Origin of the sequence: Pseudomonas sp. MWU349, assembly GCF_017947325.1 — a bacterium.
In the GTDB taxonomy this organism is placed as follows: domain Bacteria; phylum Pseudomonadota; class Gammaproteobacteria; order Pseudomonadales; family Pseudomonadaceae; genus Aquipseudomonas; species Aquipseudomonas protegens.
Genome location: NZ_JAFEVP010000001.1, coordinates 121,977 through 144,307 on the forward strand (window position 1 = coordinate 121,977; position 22,331 = coordinate 144,307).

Annotated in this window: 22 protein-coding genes; 9 read left to right on the forward strand and 13 right to left on the reverse strand. The window is 66.3% G+C overall.

Annotated elements, in window-relative coordinates:
* Nucleotides 1–2 precede the first annotated feature (2 nt).
* The gene (locus KCG88_RS00425; protein WP_210711483.1) at nt 3–2,603 is read right to left on the reverse strand and encodes a hypothetical protein; all 2,601 of its coding nucleotides are present in this window, start codon (nt 2,601–2,603) and stop codon (nt 3–5) included.
* Between the two features lie 331 nt (nt 2,604–2,934).
* Between KCG88_RS00425 and KCG88_RS00430 the strand changes: the two genes are divergently transcribed.
* Entirely contained in the window at nt 2,935–3,717 is a 783-nt protein-coding gene (locus tag KCG88_RS00430; protein WP_047288008.1) for a sulfite exporter TauE/SafE family protein, read from the forward strand.
* 16 nt (nt 3,718–3,733) lie between these two features.
* On the opposite strand, the gene KCG88_RS00435 is transcribed toward KCG88_RS00430, so the two are convergent.
* Nucleotides 3,734–4,354 (reverse strand): LysE family translocator, encoded by a 621-nt coding sequence (locus KCG88_RS00435; RefSeq protein WP_047337349.1) that lies wholly within the window; start codon nt 4,352–4,354, stop codon nt 3,734–3,736.
* 203 nt (nt 4,355–4,557) lie between these two features.
* On the opposite strand from KCG88_RS00435, the gene KCG88_RS00440 reads away from it, so the two are divergent.
* Nucleotides 4,558–7,005 (forward strand): PAS domain-containing protein, encoded by a 2,448-nt coding sequence (locus tag KCG88_RS00440; protein ID WP_210711484.1) that lies wholly within the window; start codon nt 4,558–4,560, stop codon nt 7,003–7,005.
* Between the two features lie 116 nt (nt 7,006–7,121).
* Here KCG88_RS00440 and pcsA read toward each other — a convergent pair whose 3' ends face one another.
* The gene (gene pcsA / locus KCG88_RS00445; RefSeq protein WP_047288006.1) at nt 7,122–7,838 is read right to left on the reverse strand and encodes a phosphatidylcholine synthase; all 717 of its coding nucleotides are present in this window, start codon (nt 7,836–7,838) and stop codon (nt 7,122–7,124) included.
* Nucleotides 7,839–8,122: 284 nt separating this feature from the next.
* Nucleotides 8,123–9,295, reverse strand: coding sequence for a class C beta-lactamase (ampC, locus tag KCG88_RS00450; RefSeq protein WP_047337347.1), 1,173 nt, complete (start codon nt 9,293–9,295; stop codon nt 8,123–8,125).
* A gap of 227 nt (nt 9,296–9,522) precedes the next feature.
* Here ampC and KCG88_RS00455 point away from each other — a divergent pair, with 227 nt between their 5' ends.
* Nucleotides 9,523–10,398, forward strand: coding sequence for a LysR substrate-binding domain-containing protein (locus KCG88_RS00455; RefSeq protein ID WP_210711485.1), 876 nt, complete (start codon nt 9,523–9,525; stop codon nt 10,396–10,398).
* 3 nt (nt 10,399–10,401) lie between these two features.
* Here the strand turns inward: KCG88_RS00455 and KCG88_RS00460 are convergent, their stop codons facing one another.
* From KCG88_RS00460 to KCG88_RS00480, 5 genes are all read right to left on the reverse strand, one after another.
* Nucleotides 10,402–10,620 carry a YXWGXW repeat-containing protein gene (locus tag KCG88_RS00460; protein WP_011062335.1) on the reverse strand — a complete coding sequence of 73 codons (219 nt, stop codon included), beginning with the start codon at nt 10,618–10,620 and terminating at the stop codon, nt 10,402–10,404.
* 91 nt (nt 10,621–10,711) lie between these two features.
* Nucleotides 10,712–11,191, reverse strand: a complete 480-nt coding sequence (locus KCG88_RS00465; protein WP_047288003.1) for a periplasmic heavy metal sensor — start codon at nt 11,189–11,191, stop codon at nt 10,712–10,714.
* Nucleotides 11,188–11,619 carry a hypothetical protein gene (locus tag KCG88_RS00470; protein WP_047288002.1) on the reverse strand — a complete coding sequence of 144 codons (432 nt, stop codon included), beginning with the start codon at nt 11,617–11,619 and terminating at the stop codon, nt 11,188–11,190. The genes KCG88_RS00465 and KCG88_RS00470 overlap by 4 nt, the downstream gene beginning before the upstream one ends.
* The gene (locus KCG88_RS00475) at nt 11,616–12,197 is read right to left on the reverse strand and encodes an RNA polymerase sigma factor (RefSeq protein WP_047288001.1); all 582 of its coding nucleotides are present in this window, start codon (nt 12,195–12,197) and stop codon (nt 11,616–11,618) included. The genes KCG88_RS00470 and KCG88_RS00475 overlap by 4 nt, the downstream gene beginning before the upstream one ends.
* 48 nt (nt 12,198–12,245) lie before the next feature.
* Complete coding sequence (locus tag KCG88_RS00480; RefSeq protein ID WP_210711486.1) at nt 12,246–12,563, reverse strand: YXWGXW repeat-containing protein; 318 nt, start codon at nt 12,561–12,563, stop codon at nt 12,246–12,248.
* Between the two features lie 540 nt (nt 12,564–13,103).
* Between KCG88_RS00480 and KCG88_RS00485 the strand changes: the two genes are divergently transcribed.
* Together KCG88_RS00485 and KCG88_RS00490 are read left to right on the forward strand one after the other, a co-directional pair.
* Nucleotides 13,104–13,919 carry a helix-turn-helix transcriptional regulator gene (locus tag KCG88_RS00485; RefSeq protein WP_011062330.1) on the forward strand — a complete coding sequence of 272 codons (816 nt, stop codon included), beginning with the start codon at nt 13,104–13,106 and terminating at the stop codon, nt 13,917–13,919.
* 202 nt (nt 13,920–14,121) lie between these two features.
* On the forward strand, nt 14,122–14,538 hold the full coding sequence (locus tag KCG88_RS00490; RefSeq protein WP_047287999.1) for a hypothetical protein: 417 nt from the start codon (nt 14,122–14,124) through the stop codon (nt 14,536–14,538).
* Nucleotides 14,539–14,555: 17 nt separating this feature from the next.
* On the opposite strand, the gene KCG88_RS00495 is transcribed toward KCG88_RS00490, so the two are convergent.
* The 3 genes from KCG88_RS00495 to KCG88_RS00505 form a co-directional block, all read right to left on the reverse strand.
* Complete coding sequence (locus KCG88_RS00495; protein WP_047287998.1) at nt 14,556–15,002, reverse strand: GNAT family acetyltransferase; 447 nt, start codon at nt 15,000–15,002, stop codon at nt 14,556–14,558.
* A gap of 41 nt (nt 15,003–15,043) precedes the next feature.
* Complete coding sequence (locus KCG88_RS00500; RefSeq protein ID WP_047287997.1) at nt 15,044–15,490, reverse strand: hypothetical protein; 447 nt, start codon at nt 15,488–15,490, stop codon at nt 15,044–15,046.
* Between the two features lie 70 nt (nt 15,491–15,560).
* On the reverse strand, nt 15,561–16,136 hold the full coding sequence (locus KCG88_RS00505; protein ID WP_210711487.1) for an XRE family transcriptional regulator: 576 nt from the start codon (nt 16,134–16,136) through the stop codon (nt 15,561–15,563).
* Nucleotides 16,137–16,260: 124 nt separating this feature from the next.
* Between KCG88_RS00505 and KCG88_RS00510 the strand changes: the two genes are divergently transcribed.
* The 4 genes from KCG88_RS00510 (at nt 16,261) to KCG88_RS00525 (ending at nt 20,585) form a co-directional block, all read left to right on the forward strand.
* Entirely contained in the window at nt 16,261–16,413 is a 153-nt protein-coding gene (locus tag KCG88_RS00510) for a hypothetical protein (RefSeq protein ID WP_011062326.1), read from the forward strand.
* A 93-nt stretch (nt 16,414–16,506) separates the two neighbouring features.
* A complete protein-coding gene (locus KCG88_RS00515) occupies nt 16,507–17,007 on the forward strand; it encodes a sigma-70 family RNA polymerase sigma factor (protein WP_047287995.1) in 501 nt (166 codons plus the stop codon).
* Between the two features lie 43 nt (nt 17,008–17,050).
* On the forward strand, nt 17,051–18,034 hold the full coding sequence (locus KCG88_RS00520; RefSeq protein ID WP_210711488.1) for a FecR family protein: 984 nt from the start codon (nt 17,051–17,053) through the stop codon (nt 18,032–18,034).
* 133 nt (nt 18,035–18,167) lie between these two features.
* Nucleotides 18,168–20,585, forward strand: coding sequence for a TonB-dependent receptor (locus KCG88_RS00525; protein ID WP_210712120.1), 2,418 nt, complete (start codon nt 18,168–18,170; stop codon nt 20,583–20,585).
* A gap of 367 nt (nt 20,586–20,952) precedes the next feature.
* Here the strand turns inward: KCG88_RS00525 and KCG88_RS00530 are convergent, their stop codons facing one another.
* Complete coding sequence (locus KCG88_RS00530; protein WP_047287992.1) at nt 20,953–22,104, reverse strand: MFS transporter; 1,152 nt, start codon at nt 22,102–22,104, stop codon at nt 20,953–20,955.
* Nucleotides 22,105–22,331 lie beyond the last annotated feature (227 nt).

The following is a 22,331-nucleotide window of genomic DNA, read 5'->3' on the forward strand; positions in this document are numbered from 1 at the left end:
GGCTATTGCAGATACCGCCACAACGCCTGGGCAATCTCGCTGGGCTGGCACTGGGTGCCGAAGACGGTCTGGCCAATGCTCAGGCCCAGTTGCCGGTAACTTTCGAACTGCGCCTCGTCGAAAAACTGATCCACGGTGCTCTGGTTGGGAAAGCCCGGATTGGCCCGGGCGTAGTTCAGTACGTCCGGCGTCAGCCCGGCGATCAGCCGGGGCTTGAGCACCAGGATCCGGCAGTGGGGCGTCTGGCACAGGTCATCGTCACTGCCCGGGGAGTGAGCATGGACGTTGAGCAGCAGGGCGCATTTCTGGTTCTCGGTGCTCGGTGGCTGGCGGAATTCCTCAAGGCTGGCAAACACCGTCTTGAGCTGCGGATGGCTCAGAACCCCCAGGTCTTCGCGGATCTCCAGCGCCTGGTCGATGCGCGCCAGGCGCACCAGGTTGGCCAGGTCGTCGAACTGGTAGTCGGGGTCGCAGCCGGCGTCGCAGGTGACGATCAATTCCACCTTGCGCTCCTTGCGCAGCAGTTCGTAGGTCCCGGTGTTTTCGAAGTGCCCGCCGTCTGACAGGTACTGGTAGTCGCGGCGGTAGCCGTGAAAGCGCGCCGTCAGTTCATAGAACAGGTAGGCCTGGGTGCCGTAGTGGGTCCAGGGCTTGAGGTCCCGCGGCACCCAGTGCTGTTGCCCGGGGTCGAGGAAGTGGCTGGGCCACCAGATGCCCAGGCGCACGTTGGCCAGCCCCAGCACCAGCGACATGCCGAGGCTGGTGGCGCGACCCAGGCCGGTGCTGAAGGCGGCGCCGGAGACGCCGATCCACTGGCCCAGGGTCAGCGGGCTCATGATCTCCGAGGCCGGGCCGTGGTCGAGGTCGCGACGATAGGCCGTGCCATCGAGAATGTAGCGTTCTGCCGGGCATTCGGCGCTGGGGGCCGGGCTGTCGGGGGCCCAGTTCGGCGCAATGCACAGCGGCTTGCCCTTGCGGTCGCGCTGCACCAGTTGTTCGGCCGGGTCGACGGTCAGGTTCATGGTGACGTTGATCAGGTGCACCGGGCCGGCGCTGGGGCTGGCGTAGTACTGCTGCAGCGACAGGTCGTCGCTGGACATGGGCTCGGCCACGCTCATGTAGGTGCGGCGCTGTGCGGCCGGGCCGTTGAAACGCCGGCCATTGGAGGCGCCCAGGTAGGCGCGGATCAGCCGCGCCGAGTAGAAGGCCTGCAGCGATGAGGTATTGAGGAAACCGATGAAGCGCCCGCTGATGTGGGTCAGCACGGCCGCCAGCAGGCTCAGCGCCGCCAGCCGCCAGGCCACCGCGTGGTCGCCGGACACCACCCCGCCGTCGTGGGCGATCCACTGCACCAGCAAGCCCCAGCACAGGCACAGCAGGCTCAGCAGCAGGCCGCCGGCAATCAGCGCGAGCACGTCCAGCGGCAGTTTGTGCATCCAGCCCGGCAGGTGCTTTTCATCCTTGAGCAGGGCCAGGCGCCGCACCAGCCACACCACGCTCACCAGCAACAGCAGGCTGCCCAGGGCTCGCAGGTCGTGCAGGTAGCTGTACAGCGCCTGGGCCGCAGTCACCAGCAGGGCGAGGAACCCCAGCACCGCCACCGCGGCCATCGCCCGGCCCAGGGCGCGGGTGATCTGCACCCGATAGTTGCGCACGCTGTTGGCGCAGGCATTGTCCTTGGCCGGGTCGCGGTTGTCGGCCAGGCGCCGCACCAGTTGCCGGGTGATCAGCAAGGCGCAGCTGCCCACCAGGGCACAGCCCAGGGTCAGGGCGCCCACCGCCTGCCACTGTGCCAGCCAGTAAGCCAGGGCGCCGCTGAGCCACAGGCTGATGACTATGCCGAGCATGATCCGGTACGCCGCGTTGCCCATGCTGGGCGGCCGGTCCAGGTCGCCCTGGGGAATGACCAGCCAGTACGCCACGGCGCAGGGCAGGGCGAACAGCACGCCGGCCATCAGCGGCCAGAGCAGCAGGCTGGCCTGGCTCAGGACCTGGAACAGGCTCAGCAGGCTGAGCAGCAGCACGATGGGCAGGCCGATCATGGCCTGCAGCGACAGCCAGTTGCGCCAGGTCATGGCCAGGGCGTAGAGCATGTCGCCGGAGCCGGTGGGGGTCAGGTAGCGGCCGTTTTCCCGCAGCCAGGCCGCGGGGCCCTGGCCCGGTGGCCGGGTAGCGTAGTCGACGCCGGTGCTGATGCGCCCCGGCGGCTCGAAGCGCAGCGCCTGGTAGGCGCTGTGGGCGGCATGGGCCACCGGGTCCTGGGGAGCCTGGGGTTGCAGGCGCCCGGGGAGGAACAGGCTGCTGAAGAAACTGCCGATATAGCCACCGCCGCTGACCGTGGACAGGTAGTCGATGCGCGACAGCAGGCTGTGTTCGCGTGCGCCCGCAGGCTGTGGTTGCGCCTCGGCGGGGGCCGGGGCCCGGGCCATGGCTTGCAGCACCCCAAGGCCGAAGGTTGCACTGCGAATGCCGCCACCGGACAGTGCCAGCCCCCAGTTGCCCCGGCCGGGTGCGCCGGTTTCGGGGGCTTCCTGTTGCAGGCTCAGGCGTCTGAAGCGGATGCGTTGGTGCTCGATCTGGTACGAGGTGTCGGCAGAGGTCATGGGCCTTCCTTGGAATCGGGTGTGGGGCACGAGCCAGGGGGAGTGCCAGGCCGGGGGCCCCGGCAAGCAACGGGCAGAATACCGGATGCCGTGGCCCTGATGTGCAGCACAGAGCGTTCGGCGTCTGCCGGCACGTGCTTTTTTAGCCGCGTGCCAGGGGCTCCATGGCATGTGGCGGCTGCAACTGCGCAGGGCCTGCCATGCGCCTTGTGCATGAAAAAAATGGGGCTGGTTATAACGTTAGATTTTATTCATATAAATGGACATAAGCTTTAGCCGCTATGCTGCCGCCAGTTTTTGACCTGGCCGCGTGATTTGTAGGGCTTTATTGATGGATGTGGGTAACTTCGGTTTTGTAGTCGCGGGCCTGGTAGTGGGTTTCATCGTGGGCATGACGGGTGTGGGAGGCGGTTCGCTGATGACCCCGATCCTGCTCTGGTTCGGCATCAACCCGGCCACGGCCGTGGGCACCGACCTGTTGTACGCGGCCATCACCAAATCCGGTGGGGTGCTGGTGCACCAGAAGAACCGCAACATCGACTGGCGCATCACCGGCTGGCTGACCCTGGGCAGCGTGCCGGCGGTGGCGGTGACCCTGTGGTTCCTGAAGAATCTCGACACCGACCCCCAGGCCCTGAACGCGGTGATCAAGCAGGGGCTGGGGTTCGTCCTGCTGCTCACGGCCCTGGCCATTGTCTTCAAGAAGAAACTCATGGCCTTCGCCCAGCGCCATGGCAGCGACTACCAGCCCAGCCCCGGCGGGCTCAATGGCCTGACCGTGGTCACCGGGGTGATCCTGGGCACCATGGTCGCCTTGACCTCCATCGGCGCCGGTGCCCTGGGCACCGTGGCGCTGTTCATCCTCTATCCGTTCCTGGCCACCAAGCGCCTGGTGGGCACTGAAATCGCCCACGCCGTCCCCCTGACCCTGGTGGCAGGCCTGGGCCACGCCAGCATGGGCAACATGGACTGGCACCTGCTGGGTTTCCTGCTGATGGGCTCGTTGCCCGGGATCTGGATCGGCAGCCACATGACCGGGCGCGTTTCCGACGAGATCCTGCGCCCGTGCCTGGCGGTCATGCTGTTTTCCATCGGTTACAAGCTGGCCTTCTGAAACCTGGCGCAGCCTTTCAGCTGCGCCGGTACAGCGCCAGAAACCCCGCCAGCGCCAGCATCGCCGCACCGCAGCATTGATTGAGCCGGCGCATGCCGCTGGCGGTCAGGAACTTCGCCGCCTGTACGCCACCGGCGGCGTACAGCCCCATCACCAGCACCTCCACCACCGCAGTGACCAGCGCCAGAGTGGCGTATTGGATGAAGACCGGCTGGGTGGGGTCGACGAACTGTGGCAGGAACGCGGTGAAGAACAGCAGCACCTTGGGGTTGGTCATGGCCACCGAGAAGCTGCGCCGGAACACCTCTGCGCGCCGTGACCCGGCCTGCACCTGCTGGGCTCCGAGGCCCTGGGGCGCACTGCGCCAGAGCTGGATGCCGAGCCAGGCCAGGTAGCACACCCCGAGCCATTTCAAGGCCATGAACCACTGCTGCGAGGCCATCAGCATGGCCCCCAGCCCGAGGCCCACGGCAGCGATTATCAGTACATCCGAGAGCGCCGCCCCGGCCATGCCCACCGCCACCAGCTGGCGATTGCGCGAGGTGCCGTTGGCCATGGCCAGGAGTGAGGTCGGCCCGGGAATCAGGGCACCGATAAAGCAACTGGAGGTGTAGAGCACCAAGGTGGTGGTATTCATCGCGCGGTTCTCGGCGGGCAGGTGGCAATGCCGATGCAGAATGCCCCAGGCCGGCGCGGGTTTAAAGGCATTCGCCGGGTACTTTGGCCGCTGTTGTCGAATCAGCGTTGCCGCTTGCCAACTTCTGCGGATCCACGGGGTCAGTTATCCTGCGCTGGCCATTGGATGGCAGTGTTGTCTTTTTCCTTTTCTGTGATGTGTTCATGACTACTTCCCCACCTCGTGGTGCAGCGCCCAAGACCTCCCGCGGCGGCGAGATCGGTGCTGCAATCCGTCGCTTCGACTGGTCGCAGACTGCGGTGGGCCCTCGTGAGGGCTGGCCCGGCCTGCTGCGCAGCACCTTGAGCCAGATGCTCGAATCCCCGGAGAGCCTGTACCTGCTGTGGGGGCCGCAGATGCAGTTCTTCTTCAACGATGCCTACCGACCGGTCCTCGGCCCGCGCCTGGCCAATGCCCTGGGGCAGACCATCCAGACCCTCTGGGCCGATGCCTGGCCAGATGTCCAGCCGATGGTGGAGCAGGCGTTTCTCGGCTACTCCTGCCGCCACGAAGACCTGCCGGTGAACATGCAGCGCTACCCCGGCGAAGAGCTGACCTGGTGGTCGTTCTCCATGAGCCCGGTGTATGACGAGGACGACGAACAGGTGCTGGGAGTGCTGTGCCACACCGTGGAAACCACCGATCGCGTGCTGCTGGCCCGGCACGCCCGGCAGACCGAGGCGCACCTGCGCGAAACCCGCGAGCTCAATACCCGGGTGCTGGCCGCCAGCAACGACTGCATCAAGGTGCTGGACCTCGATGGCCAGCTGTCGTTCATGAGCGAAGGTGGCCTGCGGGTCATGGAAGTCAGTGATTTCAATGCGGTGCGGGGCTGCCCCTGGCCGGACTTCTGGCAGGGCCAGGGCCACCAGGAGGCCCAGGATGCCATTGCCGCCGCGCGCCAGGGCCGTTCGGTGCGGTTCCAGGGCGCCGCCGATACCCTCCAGGGGCGCACCAAGTGGTGGGATGTGCAGGTTACGCCGATGCTCGACGCGGCCGGCCAGCCGGAGAAGATCCTCTGCATTTCCCGGGACATCAGCGCCACCCGCGAGGCGCAGGAGGAGTTGCGGCGGCTCAATGAGTCTCTGGAGCAGCGGGTCCAGGAGCGTACCCAGGAGCGCGACCGGATCTGGCAGCTGTCCACGGACCTGATGCTGGTGGCGGACTTCAATGGCCGCATCGTCGCCGTCAACCCGGCCTGGACCCAGCTCCTGGGCTGGCAGCGCGAGGAACTGGAAGGCAGCAGTTTCTACGATTTCATCCACCCCCAGGACAGCCTGGCCGCAGCGGGGGCGGCGGCCGATCTGTCTCGGGGCGAGAGCTTTTCGCGCTTCGAGAACCGCTTTCGCCACCGCGACGGTTCCTATCGCTGGATGGCCTGGAGCGCCGTGCCGGACCCGCACCACATTCACGCCGTGGGCCGTGACATGCAGGCCGAGCGCGAGGCCGCCCAGGCGCTGCGCAAGACCGAGGACATCCTGCGCCAGGCGCAGAAGATGGAGGCGGTGGGGCAACTGACCGGTGGCGTGGCCCACGACTTCAACAACCTGCTGACGGTGATCCGCTCTTCCACCGACCTGTTGCGCCGCAACCTCAGCGAAGAGCGCCGGCAGCTGTACATCAAGGCGATTTCCGACACCGTCGACCGCGCCAGCAAGCTCACCGGCCAGCTCCTGGCGTATGCCCGCCAGCAGAACCTGCGCCCGGAGACCTTCGACGTCGGCGCCAGCGTGCAGTTGCTGGCGCAGATGATCAATCCACTGATCGGCGCCTGCATCGAACTGCGTATCGAGTTGCCGCAGCAGCCTTGCTACATCCACGCCGATGCCGGCCAGTTCGACACGGCGCTGATCAATATGGCGGTCAATGCCCGGGACGCCATGCAGGGCGAAGGCTTGCTGGTGGTGGCCGTGGAGCGGGTGGCGCAGATTCCCCCCAGTGCCAGCCAGGGGGCCCAGGCCGGGGACTTTGTCGCAGTATCCCTGACTGATACCGGCGCCGGCATCGACCCCCAGCAGATCGAACGGATCTTCGAACCCTTCTTCACCACCAAGGAGGTGGGCAAGGGCACCGGCCTGGGCTTGTCCCAGGTGTTCGGTTTCGCCCAGCAGTCGGGCGGCGGCCTGGCGGTGCACAGCCAGCCGGGGCAGGGCACGCGCTTTACCCTGTACCTGCCGCGCGCGGAAGCCCTGGCCGGCTTGCCGGCGCCAGCCCAGGCGGTAGTGCCCATGATCGACGGCCAGGGCATGACCCTGCTGGTGGTGGAGGACAATCCCGAAGTCGGCGTGCTGCTGGCCCAGTCCCTGAACGAACTGGGCTACCAGACCGAATGGGCCACCAGCGCGGCCGAAGCCCTGCGCCGCCTGGGCGAGGAGCGGACCCGATTCCAGGCGGTGTTTTCCGATGTGGTGATGCCGGGCATGAGCGGCATCGAACTGGCCAGCCGGATCCGTCGCGACTACCCGCGGTTGCCGGTCATCCTCACCAGCGGCTACAGCCCGGCCCTGGCCCAGGGCCAGACCCGGGAGTTCGTGTTCCTGCAAAAGCCCTACTCGGTGGCGGAACTGGCCCTGGCCCTGAGCGCGGCGATCAGCCAGCCCGAGGTGCCCTAGGCACCCGTTCCCCCTCATCGGGCGGGCAAATAGTCATCAAGCCCCTGTTGCAGAGGCTTGGGCGCAGCAGTCTTGCATGCTCGCCGGGCCCCGGCATTTGTTCGCGGGGCACTGGTTCAACTGGCCTTGCTGAACCATTCCTGGGCCGAGCGCCACAGGCACACGCCGAGAAAGTAGGCCGAGGCCGCCAGCCACAGGCCCATGATCGACGGGCTGTGCAGCGGGTGGCTGAGAATCAGCAGCGCGCCACTGAGCAGCCAGACGAAGGTCACGATGATGTTCAGCCCCATCCACTTGCGTACCCGGAACGGATGCAGGAACTGCACCCGGGTGGCGGTCAGCAGGGCCAGGGCGAAGATGCTCAGCAGGCTCAGCCAGGGGCCGGGTTCGATCAGGTAGAAACACAGGGCAACCACGTTCCAGGCCGCGGGAAAGCCCTGGAAGTAGTTGTCGTGGCTCTTCATGTTGACGTTGCAGAAACACAGCAGCGACGACAGCAGGATCAGCGAAGTGGCCAGCAGCGCGCTGTATTCCGGCAGGGGAATGTAGCGGTAGATGAACAGCGCCGGGATGAACACGTAAGTCAGGTAGTCGATCACCAGGTCCAGCACCGAGCCGTCGATGTTGGGCAGCACCGAGCTGGTCTTGACCTTGCGCGCCAGGGAGCCGTCGACGCCATCCACCAGCAGCGCCACCCCCAGCCATAGCAGGCAGGCCTTGGGCTGGTTGTCGAACAGTGCCAGGGTGGCGAGCAAGGCACTGACCACCCCGGTGGCGGTGAAGCCATGGGCGCCCCAGGCTTTGATTCTGGCGATCTGCAGGGTCGATATCACGGACGTTTCTCCAGCGGCTGTGGTGCCCGGGCGATGACCGGCGCAGCAGCGCCGGCAAGCCTGGCCAGGTTGCAGTTATCGACCGGAAAGCCTGGCAGAAGGTTCAGCGCGAACCTTGAATCAGGCCCGGCGCCGCAAGCGCCGGGCCAGTGGCTGGCCTGGCCCGAGTGCGCGGTCGAGGGGCTGGTTTGAGTCTAGGCGCCACTTTGGCCGAGGCAACAGAAAAAACGCCACGTGACCGAAGGTCAGGTGGCGTTGCGGGCAGGCGCAGGCACCTGGGTTGATTACTTCCCGGTCTCCAGGGCCGTGAGGATGGCGTGGGCGGCCTTGATCCGTTCCTCGTTGGGGTAGTTCTTATTGGCCAGCAGGACAATGCCGATCTGTTGGCTCGGGATGAACATTACATAGGCGCCGAAACCGCTGGTGGAACCGGTCTTGTTGTACAGCGCGTCGGCCTTGGGGGCGGCGGCCGGGGTCAGCCATTGCACCGGGTGCGGCTCAAGGGCCATGGCCGATGAGTTGCCCGCCAGCAGGCGCGCCAGGGGCACCGGGTAGGCGTAGCGCTCCCAGCCCAGGCCCTGGGTCATGTCGCCGACCTGGTAGTAGCCGCTCTGGGTCGCCACCATGGCTTGTTGCAGGGGGCGCTCGAACTGGCCCGGTTGCAGGTTGCCGGCAATGAATTGCAGCAGGTCCGGGGCGCTGGTCTTGACCCCGTAGGCTTCGGCGTCCAGCGGCCCGGGGCTGAGGCGGATCGGCCGGTTCTGCTTGTCGTAGCCCTGGGCGTAGTGCCCCAGCTGGTCCTTGGGCAGATGGATGTAGCTGTGCTTGAGGCCGAATTTGGGGAACAGCGTCTGCTCCATCAACCGGTCGAACGGCTGGCCCAGGCTGCGGGCCGCCAGGTAGCCGAACAGCCCGAGGCTGGGGTTGGAATACTGGCGCTGGGTGCCGGGGCTGAAGGTCGGTTTCCAGGTGTTGTAGTAGTCCAGGGTCTTGTCCTCGCCCTGCACGTCATCGGGGAACTGCAAGGGCAGGCCGCCAGCGGTATAGGTGCCCAGCTGCAGCAGGCTGATGCCGTCCAAGGCACTGCCGCGCAGTGCCGGCAGGTACTGGCTGGCGTGGTCCTCAAGGGCCAGCTTGCCGCTGGCCTGGGCGTAGCCGGCGAGGGTGGCGGTGTAGGTCTTGCTTACCGAGCCCACCTCGAACAGGGTGTCGTTGTCCACCGGCTGTTGATTGTCCTTGGAGGCAACCCCGTAGTTAAAGTAATGTCGCTTGCCGTTGGCGATGATCGCCACCGCCATGCCGGGAATGCCCTGCTGGTGCATCAGAGGGCGGATGGTGGCGTCCACGGTGGTTTTCAGCGCGCTGTCCGCAGTGGTCTCGGCGAAGGCGCTGGAGGCGCCCAGTAGCAGTGCGCAGGCGCTGATGACGCCTAGTCCGGTCAAGGTTGTGTGCCGCATGATTGGTTGGTTTCCCTGGGTTCTGGTTATATGCGCCGCGTTTGTCCCAGCGGCTTTGCGGCCTGGGCGTTCTTCGCGGGAACGCTCCGGGCGGCCTGCCCGCGAAGCCTTCCTGGCACGGGAGGGCGTGGCCGATGCTGCGCGAGCGAGGCCAATGTAGGCAGTTTACGGCGCATCGACAAACGACCATATTTCGCACGAGCCATTAGAAAAACTAGGGAATACCCATGCTCCGTCCCCATCTGCCCCTGAATGCGCTGCGGGCGTTCGAAGCCTCGGCACGGCACTTGAGTTTTACCCGTGCGGCCATCGAGCTGTGCGTGACCCAGGCGGCGGTCAGCCACCAGGTCAAGAGCCTGGAGGGCCAGCTCAACGTCACCCTGTTCAAGCGCCTGCCCAGGGGCCTGATGCTCACCAGCGAAGGCGAGACCCTGCTGCCGGTGTTGCGCGAATGCTTCGACCGCATCGCCCAGACCCTGGGACGATTCGAGGGCGGGCACTATCGCGAAGTGCTGACGGTGGGCGCGGTGGGCACCTTCGCCGTGGGCTGGCTGTTGCCGCGGCTGGGGGACTTCCAGGCGCGCCATCCCTATGTCGATCTGCGCCTGAGCACCAACAACAATCGGGTGGATGTGGCAGCGGAGGGCCTGGACTACGCCATCCGCTTTGGCACCGGGGCCTGGCACGGCATCGAGGCGCTGGCGTTGTTGCAGGCACCACTGTCGGTCTTGTGCGTGCCGGAACTTGCCCGCCAGCTGCACAGCCCGGCGGACCTGCTGGGGCAGACCTTGCTGCGCTCCTACCGCACCGACGAATGGCCGCAGTGGTTCCAGGCGGCGGGGCTGGGGGCCAACAGCCTGTTGCCCCAGAGCGTGGTCTTCGACTCGTCCCTGGGCATGCTCGAAGCGGCGCTGCAAGGCCTGGGCGTGGCCCTGGCGCCGCCCTTGATGTTCCAGCGCCAGTTGGCCAGTGGCGCGGTGGTGCAGCCCTTCGACATCGGCATTGTCACCGGCAGCTACTGGTTGACCCGCCTGCAGTCCCGGGCCGAAACCCCGGCCATGGGCGCCTTCAAGACCTGGCTGCTGGAGGCGGTGGCCGGCTAGGCATCAATAGCGCCAATGCCCCGGTGTCCAGACCCATTGGCCGGCGTGCCAGCGGTAATGCCCGGCGACCCAGTGATAGCTCGGCGCGGGCGCCATCGGAATCACCTCGACAATGGGCGGCGGCGGTGGCGGCCGGCGAGGATGGGCCGGGGCCACTACACAGCCTGCCAGAGTGGTGCCAAGCAAGGTGGCAATGAGGATGCTTTGGATCGTGCGAAGCATGGTCGGTTTCCTGAGGTGGGCAGTGGGCCCGCGGCTATCGCGGGCGATCAAGGGTTGAACGTGGCCCGGGGCGAAATCCGTCGCCGGGCCTTCAATCTCTATTGGTTGCGCGGTTCTTTCCCGGGCCCCGCAGGTACATGGCCTCCACCAGTTGCTGGCGCTCCTTGAGCGACAGGTTGCCGGCAAAGTCGGCCAGGGCTTCGTCGACCCGGGCCCGCAGGGCGATGTCGGCATCCCGGGACTTGCCCAGTTGGGCATCCAGGGCATTGCGGTCCAGTGGTTCGGCCCCCAGTTCACGCACCACCGCCTGGCGCGCCTCGCGCCCGGCGATGATCAGCGGCTGGCTGTCGATGCGGGTCTGGCGCAGCAACTGGCGCAACTGGCGCCGGCGTTCTTCCGGCATCTGCGCCATGGCCTGGCGCAGGCCGTGCTGGGGCACGGCCAGGGCCTGGGCCGGCTTGGGGTGGCCAAGCCACTGATAGAGGCCGCCGGCCACGCCGCCGATGAGGAACACGTTGAACAGCAGCGACAGCACCAGGCAGGTTTTCAGCGTACGGATGGACAGGCTCACTGTTCGGCCTCCTCGGCATTGATGCTCAGGACGAATTCCGCGTCGCTCTGGTCGAACACGCTGGGCAGGGCCTCGGGGGAGGTCGACAGCGGCAGGCTCAGGGCCACCGCGAGCATGCCGGCGGCGACCCCGGTAAGGCCGACCCCGACCCAGCCCAGGGAGGCCAGCCAGCCGGCGTAGCGGCTCCAGAACGGCGCGCCGGGCTGCTGCGCGGCGGCGATGATGCGCTGGGCCAGGGCCGGGCTCGGTGCGGGCACCTGGTAGCGGTCCAGCTGGCTGTCGAGCCAGTGCGCCTGGCGCAGGGCTGCCACGGCCTGGGCATCACCGGAGCCGAGCAGGGCCTGGGCGGCGGCGCGTTCAGCGCTGGGCCAGCGTTGCAGGTCGGCGCCATAGGCATCGGCCAGGTGCACGAAGCGTTCGGGGGTCATGGTTTTCTCCTTCCTGAGAGGTCCGTGCCGGGGGCCTCGGCGAGGTAGCTGCGCAGGTTGCGCCGGGCCCGCGACAGCAGGCTTTCCAGGGCTTCGACGCTGATCTGCATCAGCGCCGCGGCCTCGGTGTTGGACAGTTCCTGGTAGTACTGCAGGACGATCGCTTCGCGCTGGCGATCCGGCAGTTGGTCCAGGGCCTGGGCCATGCGCCGGCTCTGCGCGCTGGCCTCCAGTTGTTCATCGGGCGCCGGGCGGGTGTCCAGGGCCTCGCAGGCGTGCTCGCTATCGACCGGCACATGCTCCTTGCGCCGGCGCAGGCGGTCGTAGCACAGGTTCAGCGCTACCCGGTGCAACCAGGTGTCGAACCGTGCCTGTTCGCTGCGCCAGCTGGCGGCCTGTTTCCAGATCCGCAGGAAGCTCTCCTGGGCGATGTCCCGGGCTTCGTCGGCATCCCCCAGCAGCCTGCTGGCCAGGGCCAGCAGGCGCGGCAGCTTGCGCGTGACCATTTCCTTCACGGCCTGCGCGTCGTTGTTGCCGATGCGTTTAAGCAACTCCAGATCCGGGTCGGTTTCGTTCAAATGGGCAGGTCTCGGTGCGCTAACGGGGTAGTCCAGGGCATCACGGCATCAGCGCACCCAGCGACCTTCGACCCAGTACCAGTGCGGCCCGTGGGCCTGCCAATGGCCGGGCATCCAGTGCCCGCGCTGCATGACCGGTTGCCAGTGGCCGGGTACCCAGACGTAGCCGTGCCCGCGCCAGCGCCAGTGGCCGCGGTCCCAGGCGTAGCCGGGGCGGGCCACGGGCATCGGCTCATAGCGCATGGGCGGTGGTGCCTGCTGGATGATGATGGTTTCGGCATAGGAGGGCGTACTCGCCAGCGCACCAAGTGCCAGGGGGATCAGCAGCAACGTGCGCAGACGCAGCAGGGAACGGACAAGCTTCATGATGACTCCTTCAGGCCTGCGTTCGCTGATGAACGCAGCTGATGGGTTCAACGATAGATGGGCGGGGAATCCGTCGCGGGCAAATGAAATTTTTATCCGCGCCTGGTTCAACCCGGGTTCAGCTGGCGGGGGCAGGGCGCTGGCAGCGGCGGCTGGAAATATTTGTGCAGGGGCGGCGACGGATCTCTGCGCGCTGCGCCGTTGAATCAGTAACCGTGCAGCCACGGCTGGCGATGGTCGCCAGCGGCGCTTGCCGGTCGTATCACTGAACCCATGAGGAATTCACCATGTCCCGTCGTATTGCACTGCTGATTGTCATGGCCACCATGCTCTCCCTGGGCGGTTGCGTGGTTTACCCCGGGCACTACCACGGCTGCTGCTATCGCTATGGCTACTACCGCTAGGGCGCAGGGATGAAGAGCCCCGTGCCCCGTGGTTCTTGGCTAACCCCCAGGGGCCCGGCACAATCCTCGACCTTGCAGGGCATGCCTGGCCGTCGGCTTGATGGCGGGCATGGCCCGATGCCGTGGAGGAAGGTGGATGCCCGTCTTGAACGAACAGGATCAGCCCCAGGATCCGGATGCGATTGCGCGCCCGGTGTGCGCCTTGCGCATCTCGACTCAGGAACAGCGCTGGGAGCGGCCGTGGCACAGCCACCGCAAGGCCCAACTGCTGTTCCCATTGTCCGGCGTGCTCAGTTGCGAGAGCGCCGAGGGCCTGTGGCTGGCACCACCGCAATGCGCGGTATGGATCCCCAGCGCCACCGACCATCGGGTCCAGGGGTTGGAGAACGCCCTGGGCTATTGCCTGTTCGTCGAACCCGAGCATGCCCGCTCACTGCCGCAGGCCTGCTGCACCCTGGCAGTGTCGCCCCTATTGCAGGAGCTGCTGCAACGCTGCGCGCAATTGCCCTATCTCTATGACCAGCAGGGTGCCGAGGGGCGGTTGATGGCTGTGGCTCTGGACGAGCTGGCGGCGGCGCCCCGGGAGCAGATCCACTTGCCCATGCCCCGGCATGAACAGCTGCGGCGCCTGGCCGGGCAGATCCTTGAACAGCCGGAACGCCGCCTGAGCCTTGGGCAATGGGCCGAGCAGATCGGCCTCAGCGAACGCAGCCTGAGCCGTCTGATTGTGGCCGAGACCGGCCTGAGCTTCGGTCGCTGGCAGCGCCAGTTGCACATTCTTCTGGGGCTCAAGCAATTGGGCCGGGGCGACTCGGTTGAGCGGGTCGCGCTGACCCTGGGCTATGACAGCGCCAGCGCCTTTATCCGCATGTTCAAGAAAGCCGTTGGCCAGCCGCCGGGGCGCTTCTTTGCCGAACGCCGCCAGGCCCTGGAGCACGACCTACCCCTGTAGCCGCCGAGCCCGCGAGGCTGCGCAAAGGCTCGCAGGGCCTTGCTTGACGAACACCAGCGCCTTCAAGGCCACCACGGCCACCTCCATCACTGCGGTCGTTTGGCCGGATTGATCAATAACTTGTCAATCTCGGCTGATGCGGACAGGTTTATACGGGAAGATGATAACCATTCTTGTTTATCGGCTTTCTGGAGGTGTTCCCATGTACTTCGATCATCAGCATTTTCCCCTGGTCTGGATGCGCCCCGCCAAAGGCGCCGGGCAGCCGGGAGTCGAGCCGTTCCAGCAGTTGGAGGCGCTGATGCAGCGCGGTCAGGCCTTTGTCCTGATGAGCGATGCCATGCCCGACCCTGCGCAGCGCAACACCGAGCAGAGCAAGGCATTGCTCAAGCAGGGGGCGTTATGGATGAAACGCAACAAGGCGGCGATCCGTCGCTGGATCAAGGCCATGATCGTCATCGCCCCGGAGCCCGAGGCCCAGGCCGGGGTCGAAGCCTTTGCCGAAACCTATGAAAAGTTCTGGGGTTATCCGCTGTTGCACAGTGCCTCGCCGCTGGCGGCCGCCAGCCTGGCCCAGCAACTGCTGGCGCCACCGCGCAGCAACCGGCACAACTGGTGAGGGCGGTGCGGCGGCCCCTAGCCACGCAGGTGTTCGGGGACGTTGGCGCGGATCACCTTGCCCATGCTGATCCGCGGTTCGACCTGGTAGCCCAGAGCCTGGTAGAAGCTTTGCACGGCGGCGTTGCTGCTGAGGATCTGCAGGTTGATCTTCAGGCAGCCGCGGCCCTGCAGGGCCTGTTCGCCATGGCGCACCAGGGCCCGGCCGGTACCGAGCCGGCGCTGTTGCGGGTCCACCGCCAGGGCGTAGAGCCAGCCACGGTGGCCGTCATAGCCGGCCATCAGGGTGCCTATGACCTGTCCTTGGTCCAGGGCGACGAAGAACAGAGCGTCATCCACCGCGAGCTTGCGGTCGATGGCCAGGCTCGGGGTGTTGTGGGCCGTGTCGTAGCCGAAGCTGCGGTTCCACAGGTCGATCACGGGCTGGCGATGGTGGGGGTTGCTGTATTCGACGATCTGGATCATGGCGTGGCTCGCTGAAGTGGGGGAGCACTGAGGGGCGGGTTTCAGTCTTGATGGCCGGGCCAGGTTTCGGTGGGGAAATAAGCCTCCAGCCCCGGTTCCTTGTGGTCCACCCCGTTCTGGGTCCAGTAGCAGCTCAAGCGTGCGTAGTTGTCCAGGTCGCCGCGTACCAGGCAGGTGGCGCCGTGCCCTGGCCAGCTGAAACGCAGCACATCGGCCTCGGCCATGGTGGCCCGCTCCACTTTGCCGGTGGCGGTGGTGGTCTTGCCGTCGATGGTCTTGACCAGGGTCAGGGCCTGGTTCTCGTAGCGGATCACCGCGGTGCCCGAGTAGGTCGGCCCGCCATCGGGCTCCTTGCCGATCAGCATGAACTGGCCCGGCACCATGCTGTAGTAGATGTGAAGGTCCTGGTCCTGCTTGGGCGCGGCCTGGGCGGCAAGGCTGGCCAGCAGCAGGCCGAGGAGGGGCGCGCGGCGGGAGAAATACGGCATTGATGCTCACTCCTGTTGAGGCGGGGGGGCCATGATTCCAGACTTGGCCCTGCAGATAAATGCCCGGGCTCTAGCGATGTTCGATGACCAGGATTGCCGTGGTGTCGGCCTCCAGGGCTTCGAACACGTGGGGCAGGTCGGCGCCGTAGCGGATGTAGTCGCCGGCCTCCAGGCTCACCGGGCTGTCCGCAGGCCCGGCCAGGGCCCGCCCGCTGCAGATCACCAGGTGTTCCACGGTGCCCGGCAGGTGGGCCTTGGACTGGCGCGCCTGGCCGGGTTGCGCCTTCAGGCGATACAGGTCGCGCTGCGCCCCCGGGGGGCAGTCATCGAGCAGGGTCGCCGCGTAGTGGGCATCCTCGGCATGGGCGGTGGTGCCTTCGTGGGCACGGATGAGCTTCAGCTGATGCGCCGGTTGCTGGAAAAACCGCGTCACCTGCAAGCCCATGGCCTGGGCCAGGGCCCACAGGGTCTCGATGCTCGGATTGCCCAGCCCGGCTTCCAGCTGGGACAGGGTGGACTTGGCCACCGCAGCCCGCTTGGCCAGTTCCGAAACGGAGAAACCAGCGTTCAGGCGCTCGCGCTTGATGGCCATGGCCAGCAGGCCGATGGGCGACAGGGCGGTTGGATCGTTCGTTTTATCGTTCATATCTCTATTAAATCATCCTTGATTATCTTGACGCTGATAAATTTTGCTGTTCATTATATCGGATAAATGTTCGGTATAAATAAAACAAGGGCGCCGAGATGAACCGATTGTACAAGGCGGACCCATGGGCCTGAGCCTGCGCCTGATGGTTATTCCGTACCACGAAATCTACCTGGCCGTGCATTGCCTGGCCCACCTGCAACAGTGCCTGGGGGACTGGCTGGTGGCGGGGCAGACCCACCTGTTTGTCGAGTCGCCGCGCTGGTACAGCCGCTAGGGCCGACCGCCGGGCAGGTGGTGGGCGGTGAATCCATTGCTTGCATTAATGCGAAGCATTACTATTCACGCTCCACTTCCCCAGCGCCCCGCGATGACAGCCAAGCCGCCCCGCAGACCAGGCTTTTTCGAGCACTACGAAGAGTTGATCGGCACCTGGACCCGGCGCTTGCGCAATCGCCAGCAGGCCGAGGACCTGGCCCACGACACCTTTGTCCGGGTGCTGGAATCCGACGCCGCCACGGTGCAGCAGCCGCGGGCCTACCTGCACCAAACCGCGCGCAATATCGCCGTGGATGCCTTTCGCCGAGAAGACCGGCGCGGTGCCCTGGAAGAACAGGGGGCCCACCTCAGCGTGTCGCCCAGCGGCGACCCGGAGCATTTCATGCACGCGATCCAGTTGGCCGATTCCATCGAACGGGCGCTTGGCGAGTTACCGGTGAACTGCCGCAAGGTGTTTGTCTGGCAGAAGATCGAGGGCCTGACCCAGGCCGAGATTGCCGAGCGCCTGGGGCTGTCAAAGAACATGGTGGAAAAGTATATGATCCGCACCCTGCGGCATCTGCGCGACCGTCTGGACGGGTCGGCCCCATGATCAGTCGTGGCGATTTCTCACCCTCTGCCAAACAGGAATTTGCATGATGGACAGCCGCGATTGCGCCAGCGCGCAGGCCAGGATTCGTGACGAGGCGGCGGCCTGGTTCACGCGGTTGCAGGAGCCCGATGTGAGCCCGGAGCAGCAACTGCAGTTCCAGCAGTGGCTGGCCGAGGATCCGCAGCACCGGCACGAGTTCCAGGTGCTTAAAGCCCTGTGGGCGGCCACCGACCTGGTGCCCAGGGCACGCCTGCAAGCGCTGTGCGCCCCCCCGCCGGCCAAGGCCCGGCGGCGCCCGCTGCTGCGCTTTGCCCTGGCTGCCGGGGTGGCGACGCTGGCCGTGAGCCTGGGGCTGTTCAGTGGCCTCAACCAGCCGGTTTCCTACAGTGCGCAATTCGTGACCGCCCTGGGCGAGCGCCGCCATGTGGCCTTGCCCGATGGCTCGCAGATCGACCTGAACAGCCGCAGCCACCTGCAGGTGCGTTATGCCAGGAACCAGCGGCTGATCGAGCTGGTGGAAGGCGAAGCCCTGTTCAACGTCGAGCACGACACGGATCGGCCCTTCGTGGTGGCGGCGGGAGCGGGCAAGGTCACGGTCACCGGCACCCGCTTCGATGTGCGCCGCGATGAGCGCCAAACCCGGGTGGCGGTGGAGCAGGGCCGGGTCAAGGTGCAGGGGCGCGACGCCGCGGCGGATGATTTCATTGCCCTGACCCCGGGCCAGGGCACCCATGTCGATGAGCACGGCAAGGTGGCTCAGGCCTACGCGGTGAACCCCGAGGCGCTCACGGCCTGGCGCAGCGGCAAGCTGGTATTCAACAACGCCTCCCTGGCCGAGGTGGTGGCCGAAGTCTCGCGTTATCGCGAACAGCCCCTGCGGGTGGCCAGCGCCGCAGTGGGTGAGCTGCGCCTGACCAGCGTGTTCAAGTCCGACGACACCCAGGCCCTGCTCAAGGCCCTGCCGAGCATCCTGCCGGTGGAGGTGCGGACCCTTGCCGACGGTAGCCAGGAAATTTTTTCACGTTAGATTCAGGTTTTTTTTCAGTTCATCGTCTTCTTGTCCAACTGCAACTGGTTTGCATTAACAGACGCACCTTAGTGTGATCGACAGGACTGCCGCCGACGTGAAAAAAATAGCCGTTTCTCCCGCCGTATCCCCGTTGCCCGCGCGCCGCTGGCTGCCCCTGCCCCTGGCCCTGGCCCTGGCCCTGGCGGTCAGTGCGGCCTTGCCCCAGGCCCAGGCCGGGCAAGCCGCCGCCATTCACATCCAGGCCCAGCCGCTGGGCCAGGCCCTGAGCCAGTTGGGCCTGCAGACCTCGTTGCAGGTGTTCTTCAGCCCCGAGCTGGTGGCCGGCAAGCAGGCCCCGGCGGTGGACGGCAACCTGTCCCCGGAACAGGCCCTGGGCCAGTTGCTCCAGGGCAGTGGCCTGCAATACCGGATCGACGGCGGTTCGGTGACCCTGAGCCCGGCTCCGGCAGCCACGGGCGGTGCCCTGGAACTGGGCACCAGCAGCATCAGCGTGGTGGGCGACTGGCTGGGCGATGCCGATGTGCAAAAGGTCCAGAACCACCCCGGTGCACGTACGGTGATCCGCCGCGAGGCCATGGTGGAGCAGGGCGCGATGAACGTCGGCGACGTGCTGCGCCGGGTGCCCGGGGTGCAGGTCCAGGATGCCAACGGCACCGGTGGCAGCGATATTTCCCTGAACGTCGGCGTGCGCGGTCTGACCTCGCGCCTGTCGCCGCGCTCCACGGTGCTGATCGACGGCGTGCCGGCGGCCTTTGCACCCTATGGCCAGCCGCAGTTGTCCATGGCGCCGATTTCCTCCGGCAACCTGGACAGCATCGATGTGGTGCGCGGCGCCGGTTCCGTACGCTACGGGCCGCAGAACGTCGGCGGGGTGATCAACTTCGTGACCCGGGCGATTCCGGAAAAGGCCACCGGGGAAATCGGCACCACCCTGGAAACCTCCCGGCAGGGCGGCTGGAAGCACATCGACACGGCTTTCCTTGGCGGCACTGCGGACAACGGCCTGGGGGTGGCGTTGCTGTATTCCGGGGTCAACGGCAATGGCTACCGCGAGGGCAACAACGGCAACGACATTGACGACGTGATCCTCAAGACCCACTGGGCACCCACCGAGCAGGACGAGTTCTGGTTCAACCTGCATTACTACGACGCCACCGCCGACATGCCCGGCGGCCTGACCCAGAAGCAGTACGACGCCAAGCCCTACGACTCCGATCGCGACTGGGACAACTTCAGCGGCCGGCGCAAGGATGTGTCCTTCAAGTACCAGCGCCAGGTCGACGACCGCACCCAGTTCGAAGTCCTGACCTACTACTCCGACAGCTTCCGCGGCAGCCACATTGCCGCCCGCGACCAGAAGACCCTGGTCTCCTACCCGCGCACCTACTACACCTTCGGCATCGAGCCGCGGGTGTCCCATGTGTTCGACCTGGGGCCCACCACCCAGGAGGTCAGCGTGGGTTATCGCTACCTCAAGGAAGGCATGCATGAACAGGCCAGCCGCGTGGCCCTGGTGAACAACCAGCCGGTGCTCACCGCGGACTCCGACGGCCATGTCTATCAGGACCGTACCGGCGGCACCGAGGCCAATGCCTACTACATCGACGACAAGATCGACGTCGGCAACTGGACCATCACCCCGGGCATCCGCTTCGAGGACATCAGCACCAATTGGCACGACCGGCCGGTTCTCGGCACCAACGGCGTGCGGGTGCAGGAGAAGCGCCGCAGCATCGACAGCAACGAGCCGCTACCGGCCCTGAGCGTGATGTATCACCTGTCCGATGCCTGGAAGCTGTTCGCCAACTACGAGACCTCCTTTGGCAGCCTGCAGTACTTCCAGCTGGGCCAGGGCGGCAAGGGCGACCAGACCGCCAACGGCCTGAGCCCGGAAAAAGCCAAGACCTACGAGATCGGCACCCGCTACAACGATGACGTGTGGGGCGGTGAAGTGACGCTGTTCTACATCGACTTCGACGACGAGCTGCAATACATCAGCAACGACGTGGGCTGGACCAACCTGGGCGCCACCAAGCACCAGGGCCTGGAAGCTTCGATGCATTACGACCTGGCAGCCCTGGACCCGCGCCTTGACGGCCTGACCGCCAACGCCGGCTTCACCTACACCCGCGCCAGCTATGAAGGGGACATCCCCGGCTTCAAGGGCCGTGACCTGCCGTTCTATTCGCGCCAGGTGGCCACTGTCGGCCTGCGCTACGACATCGACCGCTGGACCTACAACATCGACGCCTTCGCCCAGTCCAGGCAGCACTCGCCGGGCACCGGGGTGAACGCCAACGGCAGCTTCAATGGCAACTACATCACCGAAGGCAGCGCCGACGGCCAGTACGGCGACATGCCGGGCTATGTGTTGTGGAACATCCGTGGTGGCTATGACTTCGGGCCGCAGTTGTCGAACCTGAAGCTGGGGGCCGGCGTGAAGAACGTCTTCGACCGTCAGTACTTCACCCGTTCCAGCGACAACAATTCGGGAATTTACGTGGGCGCGCCCCGGACCTTCTTTGTCCAGGCCAGCGTCGGCTTCTGACCCCCGCAACAGGCGCCGGCTTGCCGGCGAATTCCCAGGGCGGCGCAGGTTCGGGGGGATGGGCCATGGCTGACGGCCTCTTCGCTGGCAAGCCAGCTCCTACAGGGAGGGTGGCGCTGTAGGAGCCGGCTTGCCGGCGAATTCCCAGGGCGACGCAGGTTATGGGGGATGGGCCTTGGCGGGCGGCCTCTTCGCTGGCAAGCCAGCTCCTGCAGGGAGGATGGCGCCTGTAGGAGCCGGCTTGCCGGCGAATTCCCAGGACGACGCAGGTTCTGGGGGATGGGCCATGGCGGGCGGCCCCTTCGCTGGCAAGCCAGCTCCTGCAGGGAGGGGGTGAATCCCTGGTGCAATGCTGTGCTTGAGTGGCTCAGACCTTGAGCACCTTGCCGCTGGCGGCCACCGCCAGCAGCAGGACGGCGATCAGGCCGAAGGCCGCGCTCAGGCTGCTGCCATGGGCAATGAAGCCGATCACCGCCGGCCCGGCCAGGATGCCGGCGTAACCCAGGGTGGTGATGGCCGGCACGGCGATGCTTTCGGGCATGACGTTCTGCTTGCCCACGGCGGTGTAGAGCACCGGCACTATGTTCGAGCAACCCGCGCCCACCAGGGCATAACCCACCAGCGCCGCTTCCCAGGCCGGGGCCAGGGTCGCCAGCAACAGACCAGCGGCGGCCGTGGTGCCGCCGATGATGATCACCCGGCGCGCACCCAGGCGATGGACGATGGCATCGCCCGTCAGGCGGCCCAGGGTCATGGTCAGGGCGAAGGCGGCGTAGCCCAGGCCGGCGTAGGCGGCATCCAGGTCGCGCTCGGCGGTGAGGAACACCGCGCTCCAGTCCAGCACCGCGCCTTCGGCGAGAAACACCACGAAACACAGGCAGCCGATGAACAGCACCACGCCATGGGGTACGGCAAAGGCCGGGCCCGAGCTCTGGCTGCCATAGGGCAGCATGTGCGGCGCGGCCTTGAGCAGCGCCAGCAGCATCAGGGCGATCACCACCAGGGTCGCACCCAGGGGCGCCAAGCCCAGGCCGAGCAGGGCACTGACCCCCGCGGCGCCGACGATCCCGCCCAGGCTGAACAGCCCGTGAAAGCCCGACATCATGGTCTTGCCGCTGGCCCGCTCGACAATCACCGCCTGCAGGTTGACCGTGGAATCCACGCCGCCCAGCCCGGCGCCGAACATGAACAGCGCGGCCATCAGCAGCGGAATCGAGGTCAGGGTGGCCAGCAAGGGCAGGGCCAGGCAGATCAGCAGGGTGCCGCCGGCCATCACTTTGCGGCAGCCGAAGCGCCCGGCCAGGGCGCCGGCAATCGGCATCGCAAGGATCGAGCCCACCCCCAGGCACAGCAGCAACAGGCCCAGGGTGCCTTCGTCGAGCCCGGCCCGGGCCTTGGCGTAGGGCACCAGCGGGGCCCAGGCGGCAATGCCGAAGCCGGCGATGAAAAAGGCGATGCGCGTGGACATCTGTTCGAGGCGGCCGGGGGTGGCCTGGAAGTGGGTGTTGCTGGCAGTCATAAAAATCCTTGGCGATCGAACTCGCTGCCGGCCGCCTGATGCCCCCATGGCGTGATGGCGGCCGGGTCGGGGATTGTGACAAATCCCGCCGGTGAAGGTTGCAGTAATCGCCGTGGCGGCGGGCCAGGGCGGCAAATAATCCTGCGCAAGCCGGTGGTTTGTTTCGCATAATCGAGCGCTTTGCACAAAAACATTGCAGTGCATGCCATTCCTTCCCGGAGTTCTCC

Bases quoted from the DNA above. Each gene is read 5' to 3' on its own strand.
- KCG88_RS00470 (WP_047288002.1), bottom strand. From the start codon at position 11,619: ATGACCCCCGAACGCTTCGTGCACCTGGCCGATGCCTATGGCGCCGAC.
- KCG88_RS00530 (WP_047287992.1), bottom strand. From the start codon at position 22,104: ATGACTGCCAGCAACACCCACTTCCAGGCCACCCCCGGCCGCCTCGAA.
- KCG88_RS00430 (WP_047288008.1), top strand. From the start codon at position 2,935: ATGGATGTGGGTAACTTCGGTTTTGTAGTCGCGGGCCTGGTAGTGGGT.
- KCG88_RS00425 (WP_210711483.1), bottom strand. From the start codon at position 2,603: ATGACCTCTGCCGACACCTCGTACCAGATCGAGCACCAACGCATCCGC.
- KCG88_RS00485 (WP_011062330.1), top strand. From the start codon at position 13,104: ATGCCCGTCTTGAACGAACAGGATCAGCCCCAGGATCCGGATGCGATT.
- KCG88_RS00505 (WP_210711487.1), bottom strand. From the start codon at position 16,136: ATGAACGATAAAACGAACGATCCAACCGCCCTGTCGCCCATCGGCCTG.
- KCG88_RS00515 (WP_047287995.1), top strand. From the start codon at position 16,507: ATGACAGCCAAGCCGCCCCGCAGACCAGGCTTTTTCGAGCACTACGAA.
- KCG88_RS00440 (WP_210711484.1), top strand. From the start codon at position 4,558: ATGACTACTTCCCCACCTCGTGGTGCAGCGCCCAAGACCTCCCGCGGC.
- KCG88_RS00510 (WP_011062326.1), top strand. From the start codon at position 16,261: ATGGGCCTGAGCCTGCGCCTGATGGTTATTCCGTACCACGAAATCTAC.
- ampC (WP_047337347.1), bottom strand. From the start codon at position 9,295: ATGCGGCACACAACCTTGACCGGACTAGGCGTCATCAGCGCCTGCGCA.
- KCG88_RS00500 (WP_047287997.1), bottom strand. From the start codon at position 15,490: ATGCCGTATTTCTCCCGCCGCGCGCCCCTCCTCGGCCTGCTGCTGGCC.
- KCG88_RS00495 (WP_047287998.1), bottom strand. From the start codon at position 15,002: ATGATCCAGATCGTCGAATACAGCAACCCCCACCATCGCCAGCCCGTG.
- KCG88_RS00490 (WP_047287999.1), top strand. From the start codon at position 14,122: ATGTACTTCGATCATCAGCATTTTCCCCTGGTCTGGATGCGCCCCGCC.
- KCG88_RS00480 (WP_210711486.1), bottom strand. From the start codon at position 12,563: ATGAAGCTTGTCCGTTCCCTGCTGCGTCTGCGCACGTTGCTGCTGATC.
- KCG88_RS00455 (WP_210711485.1), top strand. From the start codon at position 9,523: ATGCTCCGTCCCCATCTGCCCCTGAATGCGCTGCGGGCGTTCGAAGCC.
- KCG88_RS00460 (WP_011062335.1), bottom strand. From the start codon at position 10,620: ATGCTTCGCACGATCCAAAGCATCCTCATTGCCACCTTGCTTGGCACC.
- KCG88_RS00435 (WP_047337349.1), bottom strand. From the start codon at position 4,354: ATGAATACCACCACCTTGGTGCTCTACACCTCCAGTTGCTTTATCGGT.
- KCG88_RS00520 (WP_210711488.1), top strand. From the start codon at position 17,051: ATGATGGACAGCCGCGATTGCGCCAGCGCGCAGGCCAGGATTCGTGAC.